The 21,408-nt window shown below is 45.5% G+C and carries 17 protein-coding genes; 6 read left to right on the plus strand and 11 right to left on the minus strand.

What is annotated here, in order from left to right:
- Positions 1 to 5: 5 nt before the first annotated feature.
- The gene (locus NEJAP_RS18160) at positions 6 to 2,225 is read right to left on the minus strand and encodes an ATP-binding protein (RefSeq protein WP_236590989.1); all 2,220 of its coding nucleotides are present in this window, start codon (positions 2,223 to 2,225) and stop codon (positions 6 to 8) included.
- A gap of 226 nt (positions 2,226 to 2,451) precedes the next feature.
- Here NEJAP_RS18160 and pyk point away from each other — a divergent pair, with 226 nt between their 5' ends.
- The 3 genes from pyk (at position 2,452) to gshA (ending at position 7,955) form a co-directional block, all read left to right on the plus strand.
- A complete protein-coding gene (gene pyk / locus NEJAP_RS18165; RefSeq protein WP_201348507.1) occupies positions 2,452 to 3,888 on the plus strand; it encodes a pyruvate kinase in 1,437 nt (478 codons plus the stop codon).
- Between the two features lie 137 nt (positions 3,889 to 4,025).
- A complete protein-coding gene (locus tag NEJAP_RS18170) occupies positions 4,026 to 6,308 on the plus strand; it encodes a Tex family protein (protein ID WP_201348508.1) in 2,283 nt (760 codons plus the stop codon).
- Between the two features lie 81 nt (positions 6,309 to 6,389).
- Complete coding sequence (gene gshA, locus NEJAP_RS18175) at positions 6,390 to 7,955, plus strand: glutamate--cysteine ligase (RefSeq protein WP_201348509.1); 1,566 nt, start codon at positions 6,390 to 6,392, stop codon at positions 7,953 to 7,955.
- A 4-nt stretch (positions 7,956 to 7,959) separates the two neighbouring features.
- Here gshA and NEJAP_RS18180 read toward each other — a convergent pair whose 3' ends face one another.
- Positions 7,960 to 8,286, minus strand: coding sequence for a flagellar basal body-associated FliL family protein (locus tag NEJAP_RS18180; protein ID WP_201348510.1), 327 nt, complete (start codon positions 8,284 to 8,286; stop codon positions 7,960 to 7,962).
- A 217-nt stretch (positions 8,287 to 8,503) separates the two neighbouring features.
- On the opposite strand from NEJAP_RS18180, the gene rsd reads away from it, so the two are divergent.
- The gene (gene rsd, locus NEJAP_RS18185; RefSeq protein ID WP_201348511.1) at positions 8,504 to 8,977 is read left to right on the plus strand and encodes a sigma D regulator; all 474 of its coding nucleotides are present in this window, start codon (positions 8,504 to 8,506) and stop codon (positions 8,975 to 8,977) included.
- A gap of 2 nt (positions 8,978 to 8,979) precedes the next feature.
- Positions 8,980 to 9,960, plus strand: coding sequence for a WD40 repeat domain-containing protein (locus tag NEJAP_RS18190; protein WP_201348512.1), 981 nt, complete (start codon positions 8,980 to 8,982; stop codon positions 9,958 to 9,960).
- A gap of 42 nt (positions 9,961 to 10,002) precedes the next feature.
- Here the strand turns inward: NEJAP_RS18190 and NEJAP_RS18195 are convergent, their stop codons facing one another.
- Both NEJAP_RS18195 and NEJAP_RS18200 read right to left on the minus strand, forming a co-directional pair.
- Entirely contained in the window at positions 10,003 to 10,698 is a 696-nt protein-coding gene (locus NEJAP_RS18195; RefSeq protein WP_201348513.1) for an FKBP-type peptidyl-prolyl cis-trans isomerase, read from the minus strand.
- 91 nt (positions 10,699 to 10,789) lie between these two features.
- Positions 10,790 to 11,281, minus strand: coding sequence for a TIGR02444 family protein (locus NEJAP_RS18200; protein WP_201348514.1), 492 nt, complete (start codon positions 11,279 to 11,281; stop codon positions 10,790 to 10,792).
- Between the two features lie 23 nt (positions 11,282 to 11,304).
- Between NEJAP_RS18200 and NEJAP_RS18205 the strand changes: the two genes are divergently transcribed.
- A complete protein-coding gene (locus tag NEJAP_RS18205; RefSeq protein WP_201348515.1) occupies positions 11,305 to 13,227 on the plus strand; it encodes an ATP-binding cassette domain-containing protein in 1,923 nt (640 codons plus the stop codon).
- Here the strand turns inward: NEJAP_RS18205 and NEJAP_RS18210 are convergent.
- From NEJAP_RS18210 to NEJAP_RS18240, 7 genes are all read right to left on the minus strand, one after another.
- Entirely contained in the window at positions 13,224 to 14,546 is a 1,323-nt protein-coding gene (locus tag NEJAP_RS18210; RefSeq protein ID WP_419197837.1) for an HDOD domain-containing protein, read from the minus strand. The genes NEJAP_RS18205 and NEJAP_RS18210 overlap by 4 nt on opposite strands.
- Before the next feature lie 165 nt (positions 14,547 to 14,711).
- Positions 14,712 to 16,820 (minus strand): RelA/SpoT family protein, encoded by a 2,109-nt coding sequence (locus NEJAP_RS18215; RefSeq protein WP_201348516.1) that lies wholly within the window; start codon positions 16,818 to 16,820, stop codon positions 14,712 to 14,714.
- Between the two features lie 83 nt (positions 16,821 to 16,903).
- Positions 16,904 to 17,116 (minus strand): DNA-directed RNA polymerase subunit omega, encoded by a 213-nt coding sequence (gene rpoZ / locus NEJAP_RS18220; protein ID WP_201348517.1) that lies wholly within the window; start codon positions 17,114 to 17,116, stop codon positions 16,904 to 16,906.
- 89 nt (positions 17,117 to 17,205) lie between these two features.
- Positions 17,206 to 17,826, minus strand: a complete 621-nt coding sequence (gene gmk / locus NEJAP_RS18225; protein WP_201348518.1) for a guanylate kinase — start codon at positions 17,824 to 17,826, stop codon at positions 17,206 to 17,208.
- Between the two features lie 45 nt (positions 17,827 to 17,871).
- A complete protein-coding gene (locus NEJAP_RS18230) occupies positions 17,872 to 18,507 on the minus strand; it encodes a response regulator transcription factor (protein WP_201348519.1) in 636 nt (211 codons plus the stop codon).
- On the minus strand, positions 18,500 to 19,705 hold the full coding sequence (locus tag NEJAP_RS18235) for an ATP-binding protein (protein WP_236590991.1): 1,206 nt from the start codon (positions 19,703 to 19,705) through the stop codon (positions 18,500 to 18,502). The genes NEJAP_RS18230 and NEJAP_RS18235 overlap by 8 nt, the downstream gene beginning before the upstream one ends.
- A 44-nt stretch (positions 19,706 to 19,749) precedes the next feature.
- Positions 19,750 to 21,387, minus strand: a complete 1,638-nt coding sequence (locus NEJAP_RS18240; RefSeq protein ID WP_201348520.1) for an acyl-CoA synthetase — start codon at positions 21,385 to 21,387, stop codon at positions 19,750 to 19,752.
- Positions 21,388 to 21,408: the final 21 nt, after the last annotated feature.

Raw genomic sequence — 21,408 nt, forward strand, 5'->3', positions numbered from 1 at the left:
TCTCGCTACCTAGATGTCAATTGCTGATCAATACCCTGATAAGGATCTGTAGGCAAAGAGAGCCTAAATACAGCGCCTCCTTGAGGATGGTTAGAGACGCTTAAATCACCTCCCAAACTATCAATAATGCGATATGAAATAGACAGCCCTAGCCCCAGCCCCTGACCTGCTTTCTTCGTTGTATAAAAAGGCTCAAACACCCTCCCAAGCTCATCTTCAGGTATACCTGGGCCATAGTCACGTACCAGTAAAGCCTGCTCGTTATTACATGACTCTAGCGTAATATCAATTCGCTTATCCTCTAGTGACTCCATCGCTTGTATAGCATTAGCGATCAAATTCACCATCACTTGCTCAATGCGTACAATATCACCCAACACAAAGCATGACTCTAAGCTACTAGGCCAGCTGATGGATACTTGCTCACGACTCAAACGACCATACATAATCGACATAGCCCCGTCTTTAACCGACTTCATACAAACAGTTTCAGCATGCCCACTGGTTTTACGCGCAAACTCTTTCAATGGGTGAATGATTTTAGCCATACGCTCTGTTAGCTGGCTAATTTCTGCCAAGTTAGTGCCGACCGGCTCCAATCGATCCAACTTTAAAAATTGTTGTGCATTATCCGCATAAGCGCGAATAGCCGTTAAAGGTTGATTCAATTCATGATTAATACCCGCAGACATTTGTCCTAATACTGCCAGTTTAGCCGTCTGGATTAATTCGTTTTGGGTATTTTTATGTAGGTCCATCTCTTCTCTAAGCTTGGCATTAGCATAAGTTAAATCAGAGGTACGTTCATGTACTCTCGACTCCAGTTCTGCCTGAGAATTTTGCAGCGCTAATTCATATTCTTTGCGTTGAGTAATATCGTGAATGGTCACAACAAAGCGTAACACGTCACCACGCTGCATCTTCCCTATTGTGATCTCTATCGGAAAATACGTACCACTTTGGCGCTTACCAGAAGCCTCGATCATCAGGTCAGGAACTTCTGCAACGGAGGCCTGGGTAATATGCTGCCAACATACGGGGCGGTCTTCTTGGGATAAAAACAAGCTAAAATACTGATGTTTCACCCGTTCTTCGTTATAACCAAAGAGCTTTTCTGCGGTACGATTAAACGAATCTACTCGTCCTTCACTATCCAGCGTTATTAACCCAGCCTGCGTATTATCAATAATGTCACGGATACGAGATTCATTTTTTTCTAATGCCTGCAGTTCTCTTTGCTTAAAGCGAGCACGCTCCTTTACGATACGTCGCCTTGAGATAATCACCATCACTAACAACACCATAGCAAGGTAGACAAATGCAGCCAACATAATGGCATTCAAAACTTGGCGCTGTACCGGTTTCATACTGGCCAATATCGATACAGTAAAACCAGCACCATCAACCACGGTACTTTGCAGTAAATACTCCCCTGTTTTTATACCATCTAATGCCGTATTACTAACATCCCCGCTATCTATTAAGGTGATTAATTGACTGCCATCATCGCGCGCGCTACGCTTGATAATGTCCAACGAAGTCAACGGGTAATCGCCGTAGCGTAAACTTTGATAGATTCGTTGCGCATCCAGTGGCGCTAACGGTGTGAGAGTGTGAAACTTCCAATCTTTTCGCGTTGAGATAAAGATAACGCCGTCATCATCGCTAACAACTAAATCAGTGGATACATCATTCCAGTCTGTTTCTATTTCATTCAGATCAATCTTAACAATGACAGCACCAATAATTCTGCCGCGATGCTCAACAGGGTAGGAAAAGAAATAACCACGTTTTTTTGATGTTGTTCCTAACGCAAAGTAACGCCCAGCACGCCCTTGTATGGCGTCTTGAAAATATGGACGAAAACTAAAATCTCTACCTACAAACGATGCTTCCTTACTCCAATTACTAGCTGACACCGTCGAGCCTTGAGCATTCATCAAATAAGTGTCTGATGCACCAATCACATCATTGACCTGCTCAAGATATAAATTAGCGCGCATCTGTGCATCATTACTGGAGTCATAGAGCAGTGTATTAATAAGCTCAGAATGTGTGGATAGCAGACGAGGCAGGTCTTTATAACGGTCAAGCGTCTGCTGTAAATTCAACATGTATCGATTCATATCCGCCAACGTTTTCTGCTGCAGATTGTTCAATGCTTGTTGGCGGCTAAGACTAGCGGCTTGTATGAGCAATAAAATAAATACGCATGTCAACGCCACCGCCACCCAAGGCCGGTAAGTTGAAAAATATCTTGCCAGAATCGCACCCCTTCTAATAATTTAATGGCAAACTAAAATATCTTAATGTGAAGTGGAAATTATCTACTGCTATGATTCTATAGGAAACATTTGTTTTTCACACGAAAGGAAGATATCACGGCATTTGCACTAATCAATATACAATGCACCTTCCTCACTTTACCCGTACCAATGACAGAGAGTTATTATGCTAAAACGTACTAAAATTGTAGCTACTTTAGGGCCTTCTACAGACCAACCCGGCGTCTTAGAGGAATTAATTCGCTCAGGAGTGAACGTAGTACGTTTGAATTTCTCTCATGGCACGGCTAACGACCATCGCCGTCGCGCCAAAGAGGTCCGCGACACCTCACGCCGTATCGGTAAAATCGTCGCGGTTTTAGGCGATTTACAAGGCCCTAAGATCCGCATTGCAAAATTCAAAACAGACCGCATAGAGCTAAAAACGGGTGACCTATTCACTCTTGATGGCGAGCTTCCAAGCGCTGTAGGTGATCAACATCAGGTCGGCTTAGATTATAAAGAGCTACCGAATGACTGCAGCTCAGGTGACATATTGCTGCTAGATGATGGCCGTATGCAGTTAAAAGTACTGAAGGTTAATGGCTCAAGAGTAGAAACAGAGGTGTTACTCAACGGCCCATTATCAAATAACAAAGGGATTAATAAGCAAGGTGGCGGCTTATCTGCCGCAGCCCTAACAGAGAAAGACAAACGAGACATATTAGTCGCCGCTGAGCTGGATATGGATTATGTGGCCGTATCTTTTCCGCGCTCTGCCGCCGATATCGAAGAGGCACGGGCATTACTGCTAGCGGCGGGGTGTCGTGCTGAGATTATTGCTAAAATTGAACGCGCTGAAACCGTTGCCGATGATGACATTCTTGATGCACTTATCCTCGCCAGTGATAGCGTCATGGTGGCACGCGGTGATTTAGGGGTAGAAATTGGCGATGCACAACTGATTGGTGTTCAAAAACATATTATCAACCGTGCTCGCGAGTTGAACCGCACAGTCATTACTGCGACCCAAATGATGGAAACCATGATCAAAAGCCCAATGCCAACACGTGCTGAGGTTTTTGATGTCGCTAACGCAATACTCGACGGCACAGACGCTGTGATGTTATCAGCAGAAACTGCGGCAGGAGATTTCCCGGTTGCCGTGGTTAAATCCATGACAGAAATTTGCCAAGGCGCTGAGAGGCATCAGTCAGCACGCCCAGCGGTGACAAGCATATCCCAACAAGGCAACCGCATTGATGAAACCATTGCTCGCTCTGCCATGTACACCGCCAATCATTTAGTAGGTATCAAGGCTATTATCTGCCTAACTGAATCAGGTTCGACACCACGTTGGATGTCCCGTATTCGCTCAGGCTTGCCAATTTACGCCCTAACACGTCATGACCGCACTATGCGCCGCATGGCGCTTTATCGTGGTGTAGAAGCAATGCACTTTGACGCAACTGGCGTACCAGAAAACAGCCTCAACGATGAAATTCTGGCAGGCCTTAAAGCGAAAGAATTACTAACAAGTGGTGACCTCATTATCCTCACTCGAGGCGCTACACTTGGGGAACACGGCGGCACAAACTCGATGCAGGTATTACAAGTTCCTTAACTTAACTCTATCTGCCACATAAGGGAGGCTTACTCCTCCCTTAACCAAGTTTTTCACGCCTACTGGCGTAACCTGCTAGTTTTATACATAGTATGTTTACGCATATTAATAACTCATCTAATCAATCGGATAACTTTATGACTCTCGCTGCTCAAATCGCTCAGGAACTCGGCGTTCGTACACAACAGGTGGCTGCCACTATCACCTTATTGGACGAAGGCGCTACTGTGCCGTTCATTGCGCGTTACCGTAAAGAGATCACGGGGGCTTTAGATGATATTCAGCTACGCCAGTTAGCTATAAGAGTCGATTACTTAAGAATTCTAGAGAGTCGCAAGCAGGCGATTCTTAGTAGTATTGAAGAGCAAGGCAAGCTAACAGCCGATCTAAAAACAGCCATCACCTCTGCAGATACCAAAGTACGCCTAGAAGATTTATACCTACCGTATCGCCCAAAACGCCGCACAAAAGCACAAGCGGCACGCGAAGCAGGCCTTGAACCGCTTGCCCTGAAATTACTGAAAACACCTTGCGACCCGATGCAGGCAGCAAGCCAATACATTAACCCGCAAAAGCAGGTTATTGACCCGGAAAGCGCGTTAGCGGGAGCGCAGCAAATTCTGATGGAGCAATTCTCAGAGCAAGCAGACCTCCTCAACCGACTACGCAGCTGGCTGTGGAGTAACGGTATCACCACCGTTAGCGTGACACGCGGCAAAGCATCAGAAGACAGTAAATTTCGCGACTATTACGACCATAAAGAGCCTGTTCGAAAGATGCCTTCACATCGTGCACTGGCAATGTTTCGCGGAAATAAAGAGGGAGAACTTAAAATTGCATTACTGCCTGAACCAAGCATGCAACAAGAGCCTATCAACATCATTAAGCAGCATGTAGGCACACCCTCAGGCAACAGCACTCGCGAGCGATGGCTACAAAATTGCGTTGAACACACATGGACTCAAAAGCTACACAAACAGATTGAAACAGACCTTCTTAAGCGCTTACGAGAAGAAGCCGAGGCAGAAGCAATTAATGTTTTTGCTCGCAACCTTAAAGACTTACTACTTGCAGCCCCTGCTGGCCCTAAAATAACCATTGGGCTAGACCCTGGCCTAAGAACCGGCACCAAGGTTGCTGTCGTTGATGCCACAGGAAAATTGCTCGATCACTGCACCTTGTATCCACACGCCCCCCATAAACGCTGGGACGAAGCATTAAATACGCTTGCAAAGCTTGCAGCCAAATACAAAGTATCGCTTATTAGTATCGGCAATGGCACAGCATCACGCGAGACAGAGCAACTAGCAAAAGACCTAAGTAAGCGCCATCCAGAATTAAACTTTACCGCTGTTATGGTCAGCGAAGCAGGCGCATCGGTGTATTCCGCATCAGAACTTGCCAGCCGAGAGTTCCCTGATTTAGATGTTACTATTCGCGGCGCCGTATCTATCGCTCGTCGCTTGCAAGACCCGCTGGCAGAACTCGTAAAGATTGACCCAAAAGCCATCGGCGTAGGCCAATACCAACACGATGTGGATCAAAAATCACTCGCAGGATCACTAGAAAACGTGGTCGAAGACGGTGTAAACCATGTAGGCGTCGATCTGAATACCGCCTCCTGCGAGCTCCTTTCGCAGGTCGCTGGGCTAAACCGTACGACAGCACAAAACATTATTGATTACCGCGATAAGCAAGGTCGCTTCACGAATCGTAAAGAATTGCTGAAAGTACCAAGACTAGGCGCAAAAGCTTTCGAACAATGCGCTGCATTTCTTAGAATACGAGAAGGAAAGCAACCACTGGACAACTCCGCTGTTCACCCGGAATCCTATGCGCTAGTAGACAACATGGCTGCCGCCTTGCGTTGCAAAACAACGGAGCTGATAGGTAATAGTGATTTAATCCAAGCACTCACAACACAACAGTTTATCTCAGCCCAATATGGTGAATACACCGTACGTGATGTTATTTCTGAACTAGATAAACCAGGCAGAGACCCGCGCCCTGAGTTCAAAACAGCGCAGTTTGCCGAGGGTATAGAAACCATCAAAGATCTACATGTTGATATGCAACTTGAAGGCGTCATTACCAATGTCACTAATTTTGGTGCCTTTGTTGATATCGGTGTACACCAGGACGGCCTGGTACATATTTCGCAATTATCCGACCAGTTCGTGAAAGACCCACACACACTGGTCAAAACAGGCGATATTGTACATGTCAGAGTCACTGACGTTGATGAAGCACGCAGGCGTATTGCACTATCAATGAAGAGCCAAGCAGTAGCTACTGACCAACGCTCCACAACTAAACCGGCAGCACCTAAATCCAATAAGCCTAACCGCTCTCATACAAGCTCACATTTAAACACCGGGCTAGCTGCTGGATTACAAGCAGCAGGTTTTAAAGTTAAATAGTGCAACGCACTGTTTCTGTGCTTTATTAAGAGCAGTTTGGTTATAATGCTAACCATTTTATCATCTGGGAAGGGCTAAGCTTTGGCATCAGTTCTAAAAAAACAGCTTGAACAACTTGTGTCCAGCGGCAATGACGTCCACTTCAAGGGCATCCTGCATGGCATCGAAAAAGAAGGCTTACGTGTTGATGGCTCTGGTGAGTTATCTCAGATAGGCCACCCAGTAGGGCTTGGGTCGGCACTGACCAATGGTGATATCACCACCGACTATTCTGAATCTTTGCTAGAATTCATTACACCTGTTTTTGAAGCACCTGAAGAGGCGCTCAACTTCCTTGAAGAGCTGCATAAATTCAGTTACCAGCATTTAGGTGAAGAGCTCATATGGGGCGGTAGCATGCCTTGCCATATTAAAGATGAAGCCGATATTCCTATCGCCCATTTTGGCGCCTCTAATGTTGGCCAACTAAAGCATATTTACCGTGTCGGCCTTGAGCATCGCTATGGCAAAATGATGCAAACCATCGCAGGTATTCACTACAACTTTTCGCTCCCTGATGATTTTTGGCAAGCATTGCAGACCCAGCAAGCTAATACAGAGTCACTACAGGCATTTCGTTCAGCCTCGTATTTCAGATTGATCCGGAATTTTCGTCGCCACTCGTGGCTATTGCTCTATCTTTTTGGTGCATCTCCTGCATTGTGTGACTCTTTCTTGGAAGGGAAAAACCACAATTTAGAAACCCTACATGACCATACGCTTTACTTGCCATATGCCACGTCATTGCGCATGAGTGATTTAGGCTATTCAAACAAAGCTCAGGCTTCTTTGAATATCTGTTTTAACCACCTGAACACCTATATAAGCTCATTACACAGAGCTATTCATACACCTTACGGCGCTTATGAAACCATCGGCACTAAAGTTGACGGGCATTACAAGCAACTCAATACCAATATTTTGCAGATTGAAAATGAGTACTACAGTGATGTTCGTCCCAAGCGAGTAGCGGCACCTGGCGAAAAGCCATTACATGCCCTGCAACAACGTGGTGTTGAATATATAGAGGTGCGCAATACGGACATCAATCCATTCCTACCTACCGGTATTGATAGCCAGCAAGCAAAGTTTTTAGATGCATTCTTGATTAGCTGTTTGCTCATGAGTGATGATGAGATCAGTGACGTCGAGTGCGATATGATCAGTGCAAACCTAGATAAAGTCGTCTCGCGTGGACGCGAACCAGGGTTAACATTAGAAACACTGAACGGCCCTGTTGCCCTTACTAGTGCGGGGGACGACATACTACAACAAGTAAAAATGACAGCCAAAGTGCTAAGCAAGCTTCATAATGACGACGCTTATATGCATTGCGTAACAGCCCAGCATGACAAGCTAAACGATGTCTCCCTCACACCGTCGGCTCAGGTACTAAAAGCGCTAAAAGAAAGCGGCCTCAACCATACACAATGGCTATTGCAAAAAAGCACCGAGCACCGTCAAACCTTTAACCTGTCACCTTTGCCTCAAACTGTTCAGCACAAACTCACTGAACAAGTCGATAAATCACTAAACGCTCAGGCAGAGATCGAAGCGAGCGATACGCTTAACTTCGACCAATACCTAGCAGAGTATTTAGCGAGTTAAAGCACTATTGAATGACAAAGCTGGTAAAGAAGAGGTCGGTAATCATAGCCTCACCCTCTTCTTCAACCAGCAATTTTTGTATCAGTTGCAACCCCTTTTTGGCCAGAACCTGCTGTGCCTCAACCGTTTCTAGATCAGCTTCTGTTTGTGCACTAAATAGAAAAACCAAATCATTACGAACATTCGCCATATGCTGGTTAATTGCATGATTTGCCGCTTCAGAACCGACCTGCACCGTCACCTCACATTTAAGGAAACGTATTTTTCCTGAGCCGCCAAAATTAGCAATAAAAGGTTTAAGTTCAACATATCCTATATAATCGGACTCCACTGGCTGCTCTTCATCTGCAGCCCAAGCAGTCGGTAACCATAAACTAAAAAAACAATGGCGAAAAAACGTAGTAGCATAGCGTCAAAGCTCCCGTTGAGATAAGTCAATTTAAGGTAAGTATAACCGCCTATTTCGACTACGCCAGAATTGATCTCTATTGCACAGGAAAGTCGCTTGGGATTAGTATTAAAATATATTAATGAATAAGGATTTAATCATGTTGGAAAAATGCCAAAGTGCCCACGAACGCTGGGGTGGTGTTAGCGAAGTTATTGATAATTGGCTGGAGCACCGCCAAAAGCTAATAAGCAATTTCGTTGCCTTACCTAATGTGGAAGTTCGCGACATTGAAGGAAGCATCGAGTCATTTTGCACTTTAATGATGGATTATTTGTCATCTGGCCACTTTGAAGTATACGAAAAACTACTTCATGAAGGCAGCGAGTTTGACGACGGCGGTTTAGAAGAAGCACAGAAGATTTTTCCACGCATCCAGCCTACGACCGACATCGCATTAGATTTTAATGATGGCTACGCCTCTCTTCAACATCCAACGGTTCAGCAAATTAGGGAGTTTTCTTTCCAACTATCTAAACTAGGTGAAAGCTTGGAAGAGCGTTTTGCTCTAGAAGATCAATTAATTGAGATTTTACATACATCGCACCGCGATACTGTCATGGACGAGGCATAACAATGTTGAAACGATCACACAGGCTATTACTCTTTCCCTTATTAGCGAGTGCATTAGCCGCGTGTGATAGCGCCAACTCTCCTTCTTCTGTATATGAATATACGACGCTTGGCGCATATAGCGCCGACATCTCTTCAGACGGTCACTATGCTGTTATAGGCTCCCAAGAAGAAGGCGGAAGCCTTTGGGACATCAAAAAAAATGCCCGACTATTTGACTGGAACCACCGCAAAGGTGAGCGCTCTATCATTGCAGAATCCGGCTTTTCTCCTGAAGCAGATTTTGCAGTAACAGCGAACCAGCAAGACCTTGTGTTATGGCATACACTGACCGGAAAACCAGAATGGTTTTGGAGTTCTCCCGGCGAAATACTAGACTTGGTGTTGTCGCCAAAAGGAGATTTTGCACTATTAGGTCTAGGTAATCATGAAGCGGTCTACTTTGATATCAAGAACGGAGGGGTTAAACGCACCTTACGTCATCAAGGCCGTGTAAGAAGTGTTGATCTAAGTGCTGATACGCTGACCGTATTGACCGGCTCAGATGATTACAAAACCACCTTGTGGGATTTAAAAACCGGCGAACAACTACAACAAATAACACTAGAGAATGTTATTGACGTAGTAGCCCTGACGCCAAAAGGTGATCTAGCGTTCAGTGCAAGCAATCTAGATAAAGCTATTATTTGGGACACGAAGACCGGAAAAATACGACACTCTCTGTCTGGAACGGATGGTTTTTTTCCTAAACGCGTTAGTTATGTCGCTGCCCGTTTTTCTCAAAATGGAGATCAGCTATTAACCGGTACAGCCGCAGGCTTGATTCAGCTTTGGAATAGCGCCACAGGTAAAGAACTGAAACGCTGGCGGGCACATAAACGTGATCCGTACGGCCCAACCAGCACCAGTGTTTATGCTGTTGGTTTCGGCTCCGGCGAGTACTACGCCATCGGCTCTAATGGCATTATGAATATTCTTAAATAAAAATGGCCGCAATTGCGGCCATTTTTTAATGACCCACGCGTATTACTGAGCGGGGTTTACTTCTAACAATTCAATATCAAACTGTAATGTTGCATTCGGGCCAATGGCATCACGCATGCCACCAGGGCCATAAGCGAGCTCTGCAGGTATTGTCAGCTTGGCTTTTCCGCCTTCTTTCATTAGCTGTAGACCTTCGGTCCAACCTGGAATAACACCATTAAGCGGAAAAGATACCGGCTCGTTACGTGCAAAAGAGCTATCAAACTCAGTGCCATCTAAAAGCGTACCGCGATAGTGAACTTTCACAGTATCGGCAGCTGTTGGTTGCTTACCCGTACCGGCTTGTGTCTCTTCATACTGCAAACCACTCTCAGTCACTGTAACGCCTGGTTTTTTAGCGTTTTCAGCCAAGAATTTCTGGCCTTTATCTAAATTTTCCTGTGCTACTTTAGCGACTTCTTGGCGTTGCTCTTCCATTTTTCTCATTTGAAAAGCTTGCATTGTCTCGCCAACTTGTTGGGAATCCATCAGTGGTGTCGTTCCCTGGTACACAGCTTTGATGCCTTCCTGAAAAGCATCTAGATCCATTGTCTCAAGATCTAACTTAAGTTTTTCACCCAAAACCAATCCCAAACTATAACTTACTTTCTGATCATCAGTTTTCAGTTCAAACGCCTGAGCCAACGGCATTACAACCAAAGAACCTGCCACAGCGATGGCCAGTAATGTTTTTTTCATTCTGTTTTCCTTGTACCTGATATCGTTCATATAAGTTTTTATTACAGCGTTAGTGCCTGATTAAACCGTAAAGTTCAAAGAGAAGCGAATCTTATCCTAGCAACATCATCTGCCGACTCAGAGAAGTTAATAATTTTTGCTGGGTAACACTAATAGATGCCCCAGAAAACACAGCTAAACGCTCTATATTGTCCTGCATAAGAACCTTAGGCGGCATTACAACCTCGGGCCAGTGAATAGCTAACGCATGCAAATGAGCCAGTTCAATTTTTTCAGCCTCAAGCTCAGCCTTACGCATCGCTTGATACAATGCAGCAAGCTCAGGTTCTTTTTTCTGCATAGGTCTTAGCTGATACCTCAAAGCTCTCAGCGGGTGTGTCATACTTTTTTGCCAAACACTCGCTTGACTCTGCTCCAGCGCAGCAAGGTCTATCGATTTATGCTGCAAAGCTAACCAGCCAGCAAATAATAGACGGTTCACACTCATTTCAAAGTCATTTTGCAGCGTTAAACAGCACTGCTCCACCTCAGAATGTGAATAAACTTTTAACGCAAATGCCCAAAGAGGATTTTGTAATTGCATAGCTATGGTAGAATCTCGCGCCTATGATTCAGTTATCTAAACTCAGCTTACACCGTGGCACTCAGTTTTTACTAGAGCAAGCCGATTTAACCATCTATCCCGGTTGGAAGGTAGGAATTATCGGCGCCAATGGCGTAGGTAAATCTAGCCTATTTAAACTGCTATTAGGTGAACTACAACCCGATGCTGGCGATTGCTACCTGCCACCTCATCTCACTATTGCCCACATGGCACAGGAAGTCACTGCGATTAATCGCACTGTGCTTGAATATGTGCTTGATGGAGATAAAGCCTTGCGGCGCATTCAACATGCGCTAGAGCAAGCAGAGGCCAATGGTGCGAACGAACAACTCGGCGAATTGCATGCCGAGCTGGACGCCATTGAAGGCTATAGCGCCTCAGCGCGTGGACAGCAGCTGCTAGCCGGTTTAGGTTTTAGTGCTACAGATATGCAAAAAGAGGTTAAAGCGCTCTCTGGAGGCTGGAGAATACGTCTCAACCTAGCCCAAGCATTGATGTGCCGTTCTGACATTTTGTTATTGGATGAACCGACCAACCATTTAGACCTTGACGCTACTATGTGGTTGGAACAATGGTTGAAAAATTACCCAGGCACCTTACTGTTAATCTCTCATGACCGAGATTTCCTCGATCAAGTGGTCACGCATATTACCCATATGCACCAACAGCAGTTAACTATATACAAAGGCCAGTACAGCGCCTTTGAACGTGCTAAAGCAGAACGTTTATCCCAACAGCAAGCACAATATGAGAAACAACAGCAACGCATTGCCGAGATTGAACAGTTTGTACGCCGCTTTAAAGCCAAGGCCTCCAAAGCCAAACAGGCACAGAGCCGAGTGAAAGAACTGGAACGTATGGAGCAGATATCCGCTGCCCATGTCGATAGTCCATTCAGTTTCCATTTTTATAGCAGTGACAAAGTATCCAACCCGCTGTTATCTATGCGTGAAGCTAACTGTGGCTATGCAGGCAGCCCCATTCTTAAAGATATATCTCTCACATTAGTACCAGGATCACGTATCGGTTTGCTTGGCCCTAATGGGGCGGGTAAATCAACGCTGATTAAAACCTTAGTTGGCGATCTTACTCAACTCAGTGGTGAACGCTACTCAGGGGAGCATTTGCGCGTCGGTTATTTTGCGCAGCATCAGCTAGAGGCATTAGATTTAGAGGCGTCACCTCTACTTCACATTATGCGCTTATCTCCTAAAGCTACGGATCAAGAAGTGCGTAACTACCTTGGTTCTTTTGGCTTCTTTGGTGAAGATGCACTGGAACCCGTGAAGCGTTTTTCAGGTGGTGAGAAAGCACGTGTTGCGCTGGCACTCATCGCCTGGCAAAAACCAAACCTGCTCTTGCTGGATGAGCCAACTAACCATCTTGACCTAGAAGTTCGACACGCACTCACGGTTGCCATGCAAGAATTTGAAGGCGCGGTGATTCTGGTTTCACATGACCGCCATTTATTACGCAATACGGTTGATCAGTTTTTATTGGTCGCCAACGGTAATGTCGAAGAGTTCAAAGGTGATCTGGATGATTATCAAAAATGGCTAACCGAGCAGCGCCGCAGTGAACAGCAGAACGCTAATGAAACAGAAGAGCGCGAAAACCGCTCCCTTTCAGCTACTGAGCGTAAAGCGCAGAAACGTGAAGCTGCCGAGTTACGTAAGAAGCTCAGCCCTATAAAAGCACAGGTTTCAAAACTAGAAAAGCAACTCGAAACACTGCAAGAGAAGCTTCTATCCACTGAAGAGCAACTCGGTGACAGTAGCTTATATGATGCAGGTAACAAAGATAAATTGAAGGAAATTTTGGCAACTCAGACTCAGCTCAAACAGCAGATTGATAGCACTGAGTTAACATGGATGGAAGAACTAGAGAACTTAGAGACTCTAGAGTTAGCACTCGCAGCCAGTTAATGGCTTGCGAGTGAATCGGAGAAGTCCTGCAAAACATCACTGTCGTCTTGCATACGCTCAATCTCTTCTGTTATTTGCGCTTGAGTAAGACCCGTAATGGCTAATACGTCACAATCCAGCGCCTCCTCAACGGGACCATCTGCCCAGCCATTTTGACGTAGTGCATGATTGGCCAAGTGAATCAGCTGCGCATAAGCGTCAGCCTTAGGATTTAGTGGATCATTTAAGTACCGTACGCCATTATAAATTTCTTTAGGCAACGACCAACTTTCCATAAGCCACGCCCCAACCTGCTCGCGCGTCACATGCAAAATATGCTTTTCGATATAATCTAAGCGTAAGTGCGGATTCGCCTCAATATAACGAGACAAGAGCGAAAAGTGTGGAGGAAACAGGTGCGCTAAAACAACATAGCCAAAGTTATGCAACAAACCCGCTAAATAAACCAACCCGGGTTTAGGACGAATATCACCTGGCATTTTCTTAGCTAAACGTTCTGCCAACGTTGCCGTATACACAGCTTGCTGCCAATAAGGTGTTTGGTTGCGCGGGGTATCTTCAGGAAGGTTCAATGTTTTACCCATAGCAATACCTAATGCAAGGTTTACCACCAGATCAAAGCCCAAGACACGAATAATGGCATCATCAATCGACTGAATACTACCAGGCGCCGCATAGTAAGGAGAAACCGACCAACTCATTACCTGTGCAGACAAGCTTGGGTCCACTTTCACGACAGGCACAAGACGATCAACACCGGCGGCAGGATCAGAACGCAGCATAATTATCTTCTGCGTGGTCGGCGCTAAGCTAGGCAAACCTAAGGTATCTTCCAAGCGCTGACGTATTCTTAATGCAGTAAACCGCTCCACAGCATGAGTAATAACCGTTTCATCATCACCTTGAGGTTGTACATTTTCAATATCAGAAACACTCAACCCCATACGTATAGAGCGCATACTGGCCACATACCAAGAACGATCAGCCGTAAAACGCAAAGAACTGTAAGGCTCGATTACATCAAGCATATCCTGGTCTTCAAACGCACTGTCTATAAAGAGCGGCAATGAGAATAACTTTTGCTGCCCTTCTCTTGATAGCAATTTATTCTGACTAAAAAAACGTTTTACGTCATCACCCTTAACAGGCTGTAAATGCCGCTCAGTTTCTCGCCAAATGCTGACTAAATTAAGTAGTTTGGCTGCCGGTAATAGAACCAGCACCTTGCCAACATTGTCATGCAGCAGCACTAACCGAGCATAATTGCCCTTGCCTGCATCACTATTTAATGTATTTACACCTATAGCCAATGTGCTCACTCCAATCGAGGCTTGCCTAGTCAAATTATCAGCAACGATACGGCAGAGATCGCAGCTACTAACTAGTAGTATAGGCAAAACATTCGATTAATCATCAATTAAGGAACAATTTTGATTGAGTATCGGCAAAGGCGTGAATTTCTTTAGAAACACACAGCCTTAGTATTACAAGCGCGTTACACGACTCACTGCACGCAGTGCACGTAACTTTTTGATAACCCGAGCAAGATGCACCCTGTCAGCAACATCTATCTCCATATCAACGGTTGCTAACTGCCCCTCTTCCTCTCCCATATCTATTTTCAGGATGTTAGTACCTGTTCCCGATACGGTAGTGGCCAAGCTTGCGATAATGCCACGATATGATGCTACTTCTAGTTTCAAGACGACAGTAAACTCATCATCCATAACATCAGACCATTCAAGGTAAATACATTTTTCTGGGTCGTCTCGCATATAACGAATGTTGCGACATTCGGTGCGGTGAACCACTAAACCACGCCCACTGCTTATATGGCCGACTATTTGATCACCTGAAATCGGGTGACAGCATTTTGCATACTGAATAACCAAGCCTTCTGTGCCTTGCACAGCAATTGGCTTCTGACCTTTGAGTGATTCAACTTCACTTTCATCAGGCTTTAACTTACGTGCAACCACATACGCCATGCGATTACCCATGCCAATATCTTCAAGCAAATCTTCCAACGAAGTGAAATCAGCACCCTCTAAAAGCGCTTGCAACTTCCCTGCATCGATTTCATCAACTGAATTACCATAGTGACCTAAGAACTGGTTGAGCAAGCGGCGTCCCAATTCAACAGATTCATGGCGCTGTTGGTTTTTCAAAAAGTGTCGAATACTGGAACGCGCCTTACCTGTCACCACAAAGTTCAGCCATGCCATATTGGGCTGTGCGCTGCGGGTGGTAATGATCTCTATTGTTTCGCCACTCTCTAAAGGCTCAGAAAGCGGAGCTAAACGTCTATTAATACGGCAAGAAACACAGGAATTACCTACATCCGTATGTACGGCATAAGCAAAGTCTACCGGCGTTGCACCACGTGGTAACTCTAGAATTCGTCCTTTAGGAGTAAACACATAGACTTCATCTGGAAACAGGTCTTTTTTAACATGCTCAATAAACTCCATGGAGTCGCCCGCGCGTTTTTGCATTTCCAATAAACCCAACACCCACTTGCGAGCGCGGTTATAAGATCCGACTGCGCTATCTGAATCACCGTACACTTTGTAATGACTATGTTCAGCAATACCCAGAGAGGCCACCGCATCCATTTCGCGACTACGAATTTGCACTTCTATCGTAATGTCACGCGCGACAAATAGCTCGGTATGCAATGACTGATAGCCGTTAGCTTTTGGAATAGCAATATAGTCTTTGAAACGACCATGCACCGGCTTATAAAGATTATGAATAGCACCAAGAATGCGGTAACACTCATCAACAGTATCGGTCACTATCCTAAATGCAAACACATCCATAATTTCCGCAAAGGACTTACGCTGCGCTTTCATTTTTGAGTAGATACTATAAAGGTGTTTTTCACGCCCAGAGACGATACCCGGTAGCTTCTCCTGATCGAGTCGATTTCGAATGGCATCTTCGATCGAACTGATCATATCTTTGCGCTGACCACGTGCCTGCACAACGGCACGTCGAATATATTTAGCTCGCATAGGATAGAATGACTGAAAGGCGAGATCTTCAAGTTCTACCTGCATATCTCGCATACCAAGGCGAGCAGCGACAGGGGCGTAGATGTCCATCGTCTCACGCGCAATACGTCGCCGCTTGTCTGGCGGCATAGCGCCTAAGGTGCGCATATTGTGAAGTCGATCAGCCAGCTTCACCAAGATAACGCGGATATCCTCAGCCATGGCCAAGACCATCTTTTGGAAGTTTTCTGCCTGTGCTTCAGCTTTGGTTTCGAACTCGAGATGGGTTAATTTAGAAACACCATCAACGATATCTGCCACAGATGTGCCAAATTGGTTTTCAATACCATCATAACTAATATCAGTATCTTCGATAACATCATGCAACATAGCAGCCATCAAGCTTTGATGGTCCATATGCATAGTAGCGAGGATACTGGAAACGGCTAGTGGGTGAGTAACATAGGGCTCACCACTCTTACGGCGCTGACCATCATGTGCCTGTTCTGCATAGAAGTAAGCACGACGAACATCCTTGATCTGCTGAAGATCTAGGTAGTCTGTTAATCGGTCAGAAAGAAAATCAATCGTCGGCATTATTCCCCCATTATTTCCGCGCTAGTAATAATCTACTCACTAATGCTTCCAGATGGAACAATGCCCGATTAAAAAAGAGGAACTTATCTTTGAGCGATATCGTCTAGGATAGACTTATCAACCAAACCTTCTGCAATTTCGCGCAATGCGACAACAGTATCTTTGTCGTTTTCGCGCTCAACTTTAGGGTCTTTACCGCCTGTTGCCAACTGGCGCGCACGCTTTGCTGCAACCATAACCAGTTCAAAACGGTTATCTACATTGTCCAGACAATCTTCAACTGTGACACGAGCCATGCTAAACCTCAAAATTTGGTTTGTTTAAATATCAGTTTAGGAGATCTTACTTAAGAAATCCAAAGGGGCGAAATTTTACCTTACACTGCTTAAACTGACAAGAGGTCTTTCAGCAAGTCTGCATGGCGTACACACTGCACATCACGCTGTAAACGCTGTGCTGTCAAAACTGCCTGCAACTGAGTTAATGCTATGTCGAAGTCGTCATTAATCACAACATAGTCAAATTCAGGGTAATGCTCCATTTCGCTGACCGCCTGAGACATACGCAGATCAATGACAGAGACGTCATCTTGACCACGTCCGGTTAAGCGCTTACGCAGCTCTCCCTGTGATGGGGGCAGAACAAAGATCGACACAGCATCAGGCATCAACTGGCGAACTTGCTCAGCACCTTGCCAGTCTATCTCTAGAATGACATCAATACCTTTATCTAGCTCACTTTTAACCCAAACCTGAGATGTACCATATTTATTAGTGAACACATCGGCATATTCAAGAAACTGCTTCTGCGCAATTAAGCCATCAAACATGTCCATAGTGACAAAATTATAATCAACACCATCTTGCTCACCAGGGCGCATATCACGTGTCGTATGAGAAACAGACACTCTTACTTGTTGATCTTGCTTGAGCAACGCTTTTACTAGACTGGTCTTACCTGCTCCAGAGGGCGCTGATACTATATAAAGGGTACCTTTAACACTCATTTTACATTCACACCTAAATTCTTAGAGACTGTTTTAGCTTTAATTTTAGTGCTGCCCATAACTTTTGACTAGGCCTAGCGCAACAGACATTTGGATAAGCTCTGATAACGAACCAGCCCGCATTTTCGTCATCATATTAGCCCGATGCCCTTCTACCGTTTTGCGATTAATACCCAAGTGGTCAGCCACTTCTTGATTCGCTAAACCGGCAACCACACCCTCAAAAACCTGCCGTTCTCGCTTAGTAAGGTTTGCATAACACACACGCACATCACTGATCAATTCTGCTTGGTGACAACGCGCAGAGTCTTGCAATAAGGCTTGTTGAACAATATCAATCAATGCCTGATCGCTGAACGGTTTTTGTAAGAAAGTGAGTGCTCCTTGCGTCATGGCTGATACCGCCATGTCTACATCAGCATGACCTGAAATCATAATCAGTGGCATATAGATACGTCGCTCAGCCAGCTGGTTTTGCGCACTTAGACCGCTCATACCCGGCATACGAACATCCATGAGGATGCAGCCTTGAGCATTTTCAGGGCAACCATCAAGAAAACGCTGGGCCGTTTCAAACACCGTCACATTAAGATCGACAGACTCCAGCAACCACTTGAGTGAATCACGTACATCAGCATCATCATCAACAACAAAAATAATTTGCTTCGCTTGGTTACTCATTCAACTCCTCAACAGACGACAGGGAAAGCGGTAACACCACATGAAAAGCACTGCCTTTACCCGGTAATTTTTCACCGCGTAATTGCCCACCATGCGCCTCTATCAATGAGCGACTGATCGATAACCCCATACCCAACCCTTCAGCTTTAGTGGTGAAGAACTGCTCAAAGAGCTGTTCAACATCGCCGGAAAGGCCTTCACCTTGGTCATAAACTGAAATTATAACCTGTTCGTTCTTCACCAGAGAAGCATCAATCCACACAGACAATGGCTCATCTTCCGGTTTTGTCTGGCAAGACTCAATCGCATTTAAAATCAGATTAAGAAACACCTGTTCAAGCTGCACCCGATCTGCCATCACCTGAGGTAAAATGGCCGGTGTGCGGTTTTCTAACAACACATTACTCTGCGCAGCTGAACTCGCGCAAAACTCTAGCAGGTCATCAATTAGACCATGTAAGTCTAGCCGCTCTCTAACCGGCTCTTGCTTACGTGCAAAATCCATCATGCGATGCAAGATACCACCCGCTCGCATAGCCGTAGAGGTAATCCGCTGCAATACAGGCGTAACCTCTTCTAATGAAAGAGATTGCTTAGCCTCTAAACGCCGCTCGATTCCACGCGCATAGTTAACAATCGCAGTTAAGGGCTGGTTTAATTCATGCGCTAACCCCGATGCCATCTCCCCCATCACCACTAGACGCGAAGCACGATTAAGTTCTTTTTGGTATTGCAACATACGTGCTTCTGCTTCGATACGGCGGCTAACATCACGAGAAACAACGAGAATTTCTTTTAACTCACCAGATTGAGCATCTCGAATCGAGCGACTAGTACTTTCTAGCCACGTATAATGACCATCTTTACAGCGAAAACGATAAGTATGGGTATAAAAACCTTTTTCATAGAACACGCTAGGGCGGCGACGCTTAAAGTCTTCCACCTCATCCGGATGGTACAGCTCGTATGCAGACATACCAATGATTTCATCAACGCTATAACCCAGCAGATGAGTGACGGCTGGAGAGGCATAGATAAAGCGCCACTCTTGTGGTGTATGACGCGAAATCATATCGGTCGATTGCTCAGCCATTTCTGCCAGCAAACGGTTACGTTCCGCATCATCTGTTAAAGCGCTTTGGCCTTGCTGCGCACGAGAAGCTTCCATTGGTGGTTTGTTTCCTGAACTCAATATCATTCAGCCTCCTATCATAGCAAACCAGATCACAAGCGACGCTCTCATTATTGCGCTGTTTTGACTAATTCTCGCAATGCAAACTTCTGAATCTTTCCGGTGGACGTTTTAGGCAAAGCAGAGAAAACCACCTGCTTAGGACATTTGAAATGCGCTAAACGTGCACGACAAAACTGAATGAGGTCATCAGCACTGACATCAGCTCCGGCTTTGAGTGTAATGACCGCACAAGGCACTTCGCCCCATTTATCATCAGACAAGGCAACGACTGCCGCTTCCAGAATATCGGGGTGCTGATAGAGCGTATTTTCTACCTCGAGCGTTGAGATATTTTCTCCACCAGAAATAATAATGTCTTTTGCTCTATCTTTGACTTCGATATAACCGTCAGGGTGGCACACCGCTAAATCACCCGTATGAAACCAACCTCCTTGAAACGCTTCTTGCGTTGCCTGCGGGTTAGCCAGATAGCCTTTCATTACCGTATTGCCGCGAATAAACACTTCACCCATCGATTCGCCATCGTGTGGCAAAGGCTCAAGCGTTAGAGCATTGGCCACCATAAGACGCCCGACTGCCGGCGCCCTAACTCCTTGGCGCGCCATTTTGGCTGCTTTTTTCTCCATAGGTAGCTCTGCCCATGCTTGCTGAAAGTCACAAAAAACACTGGGACCATAGGTTTCAGTTAAGCCATAAGCATGCACCACTTTAATCCCTAAGCGCTCCATTCCCTCAATGATTGCCGCCGGCGGCGCGGCACCGCCGGTTGTGACTGTAACCTCTTGCTCAAGCACAATATTGGCAGCTTCAGGAGCATTCAACATCATATTTAAAACGATAGGCGCACCACAAAAATGTGTGACCTTATAAGCACTCAATGCAGTAAAAATATCAGCGGCGCGCACATTACGAAGGCACACATGCGTACCCGCTACAGCAGTAACGGACCAGGGGTAGCACCAACCATTGCAATGAAACATGGGCAAGGTCCACAGGTATACCGCATGCGGTGGTAAGTTCTGACCTAAAATATTACTCAAGGCATTTTGATAAGCACCGCGATGATGATAAACAACCCCTTTTGGGTTACCCGTCGTGCCGGAGGTGTAGTTCAGTGCAATCGCCTGCCACTCGTCATCAGGTAAGCTCCATTGGTAGGAAGCGTCCCCTTCTTGCAATAACTGCTCATATGTCAGAGAACCTATGTGCTCATCAAATCCGCTGACGACATCTTCGACATCAACAACCAACACCGAATGATCGCACTGCAACAACGCGGCCCTAGCTAAGCTTGCAAACTCAGCATCGACCATAAGTACGTTGGCCTGACTATGGTTTAGCATAAAAGCGATGGTATCGGCATCCAAACGGATATTCTGTGCATTCAAAACAGCGCCCACCATGGGCGCTGCAAAGTGTAGCTCAAGCATCTCAGGCAAGTTAGGTAACAGGGCAGCAATCGTATCGCCCTTACCTATGCCTCGCTTTTCCAGTGCATCAGCAAGCTGGCAGCAGCGTGTATAGGTATCTTTCCATGATCGAACTAAATCGCCGTAGATAACCGCAGGGCGATTAGGATAAACAGAAGCGGCACGTTCGATAAAAGGAACCGGACTCAGTGCTTCAAAGTTAGCCGGCACCTTACCAAGGCCGCTTTCGTACGGACTTTTATTGTTATTTTCCATACTTATTCCCATATCGATTAC

The sequence above is a fragment of the Neptunomonas japonica JAMM 1380 genome (assembly GCF_016592555.1).
GTDB lineage: Bacteria > Pseudomonadota > Gammaproteobacteria > Pseudomonadales > Balneatricaceae > Neptunomonas > Neptunomonas japonica_A.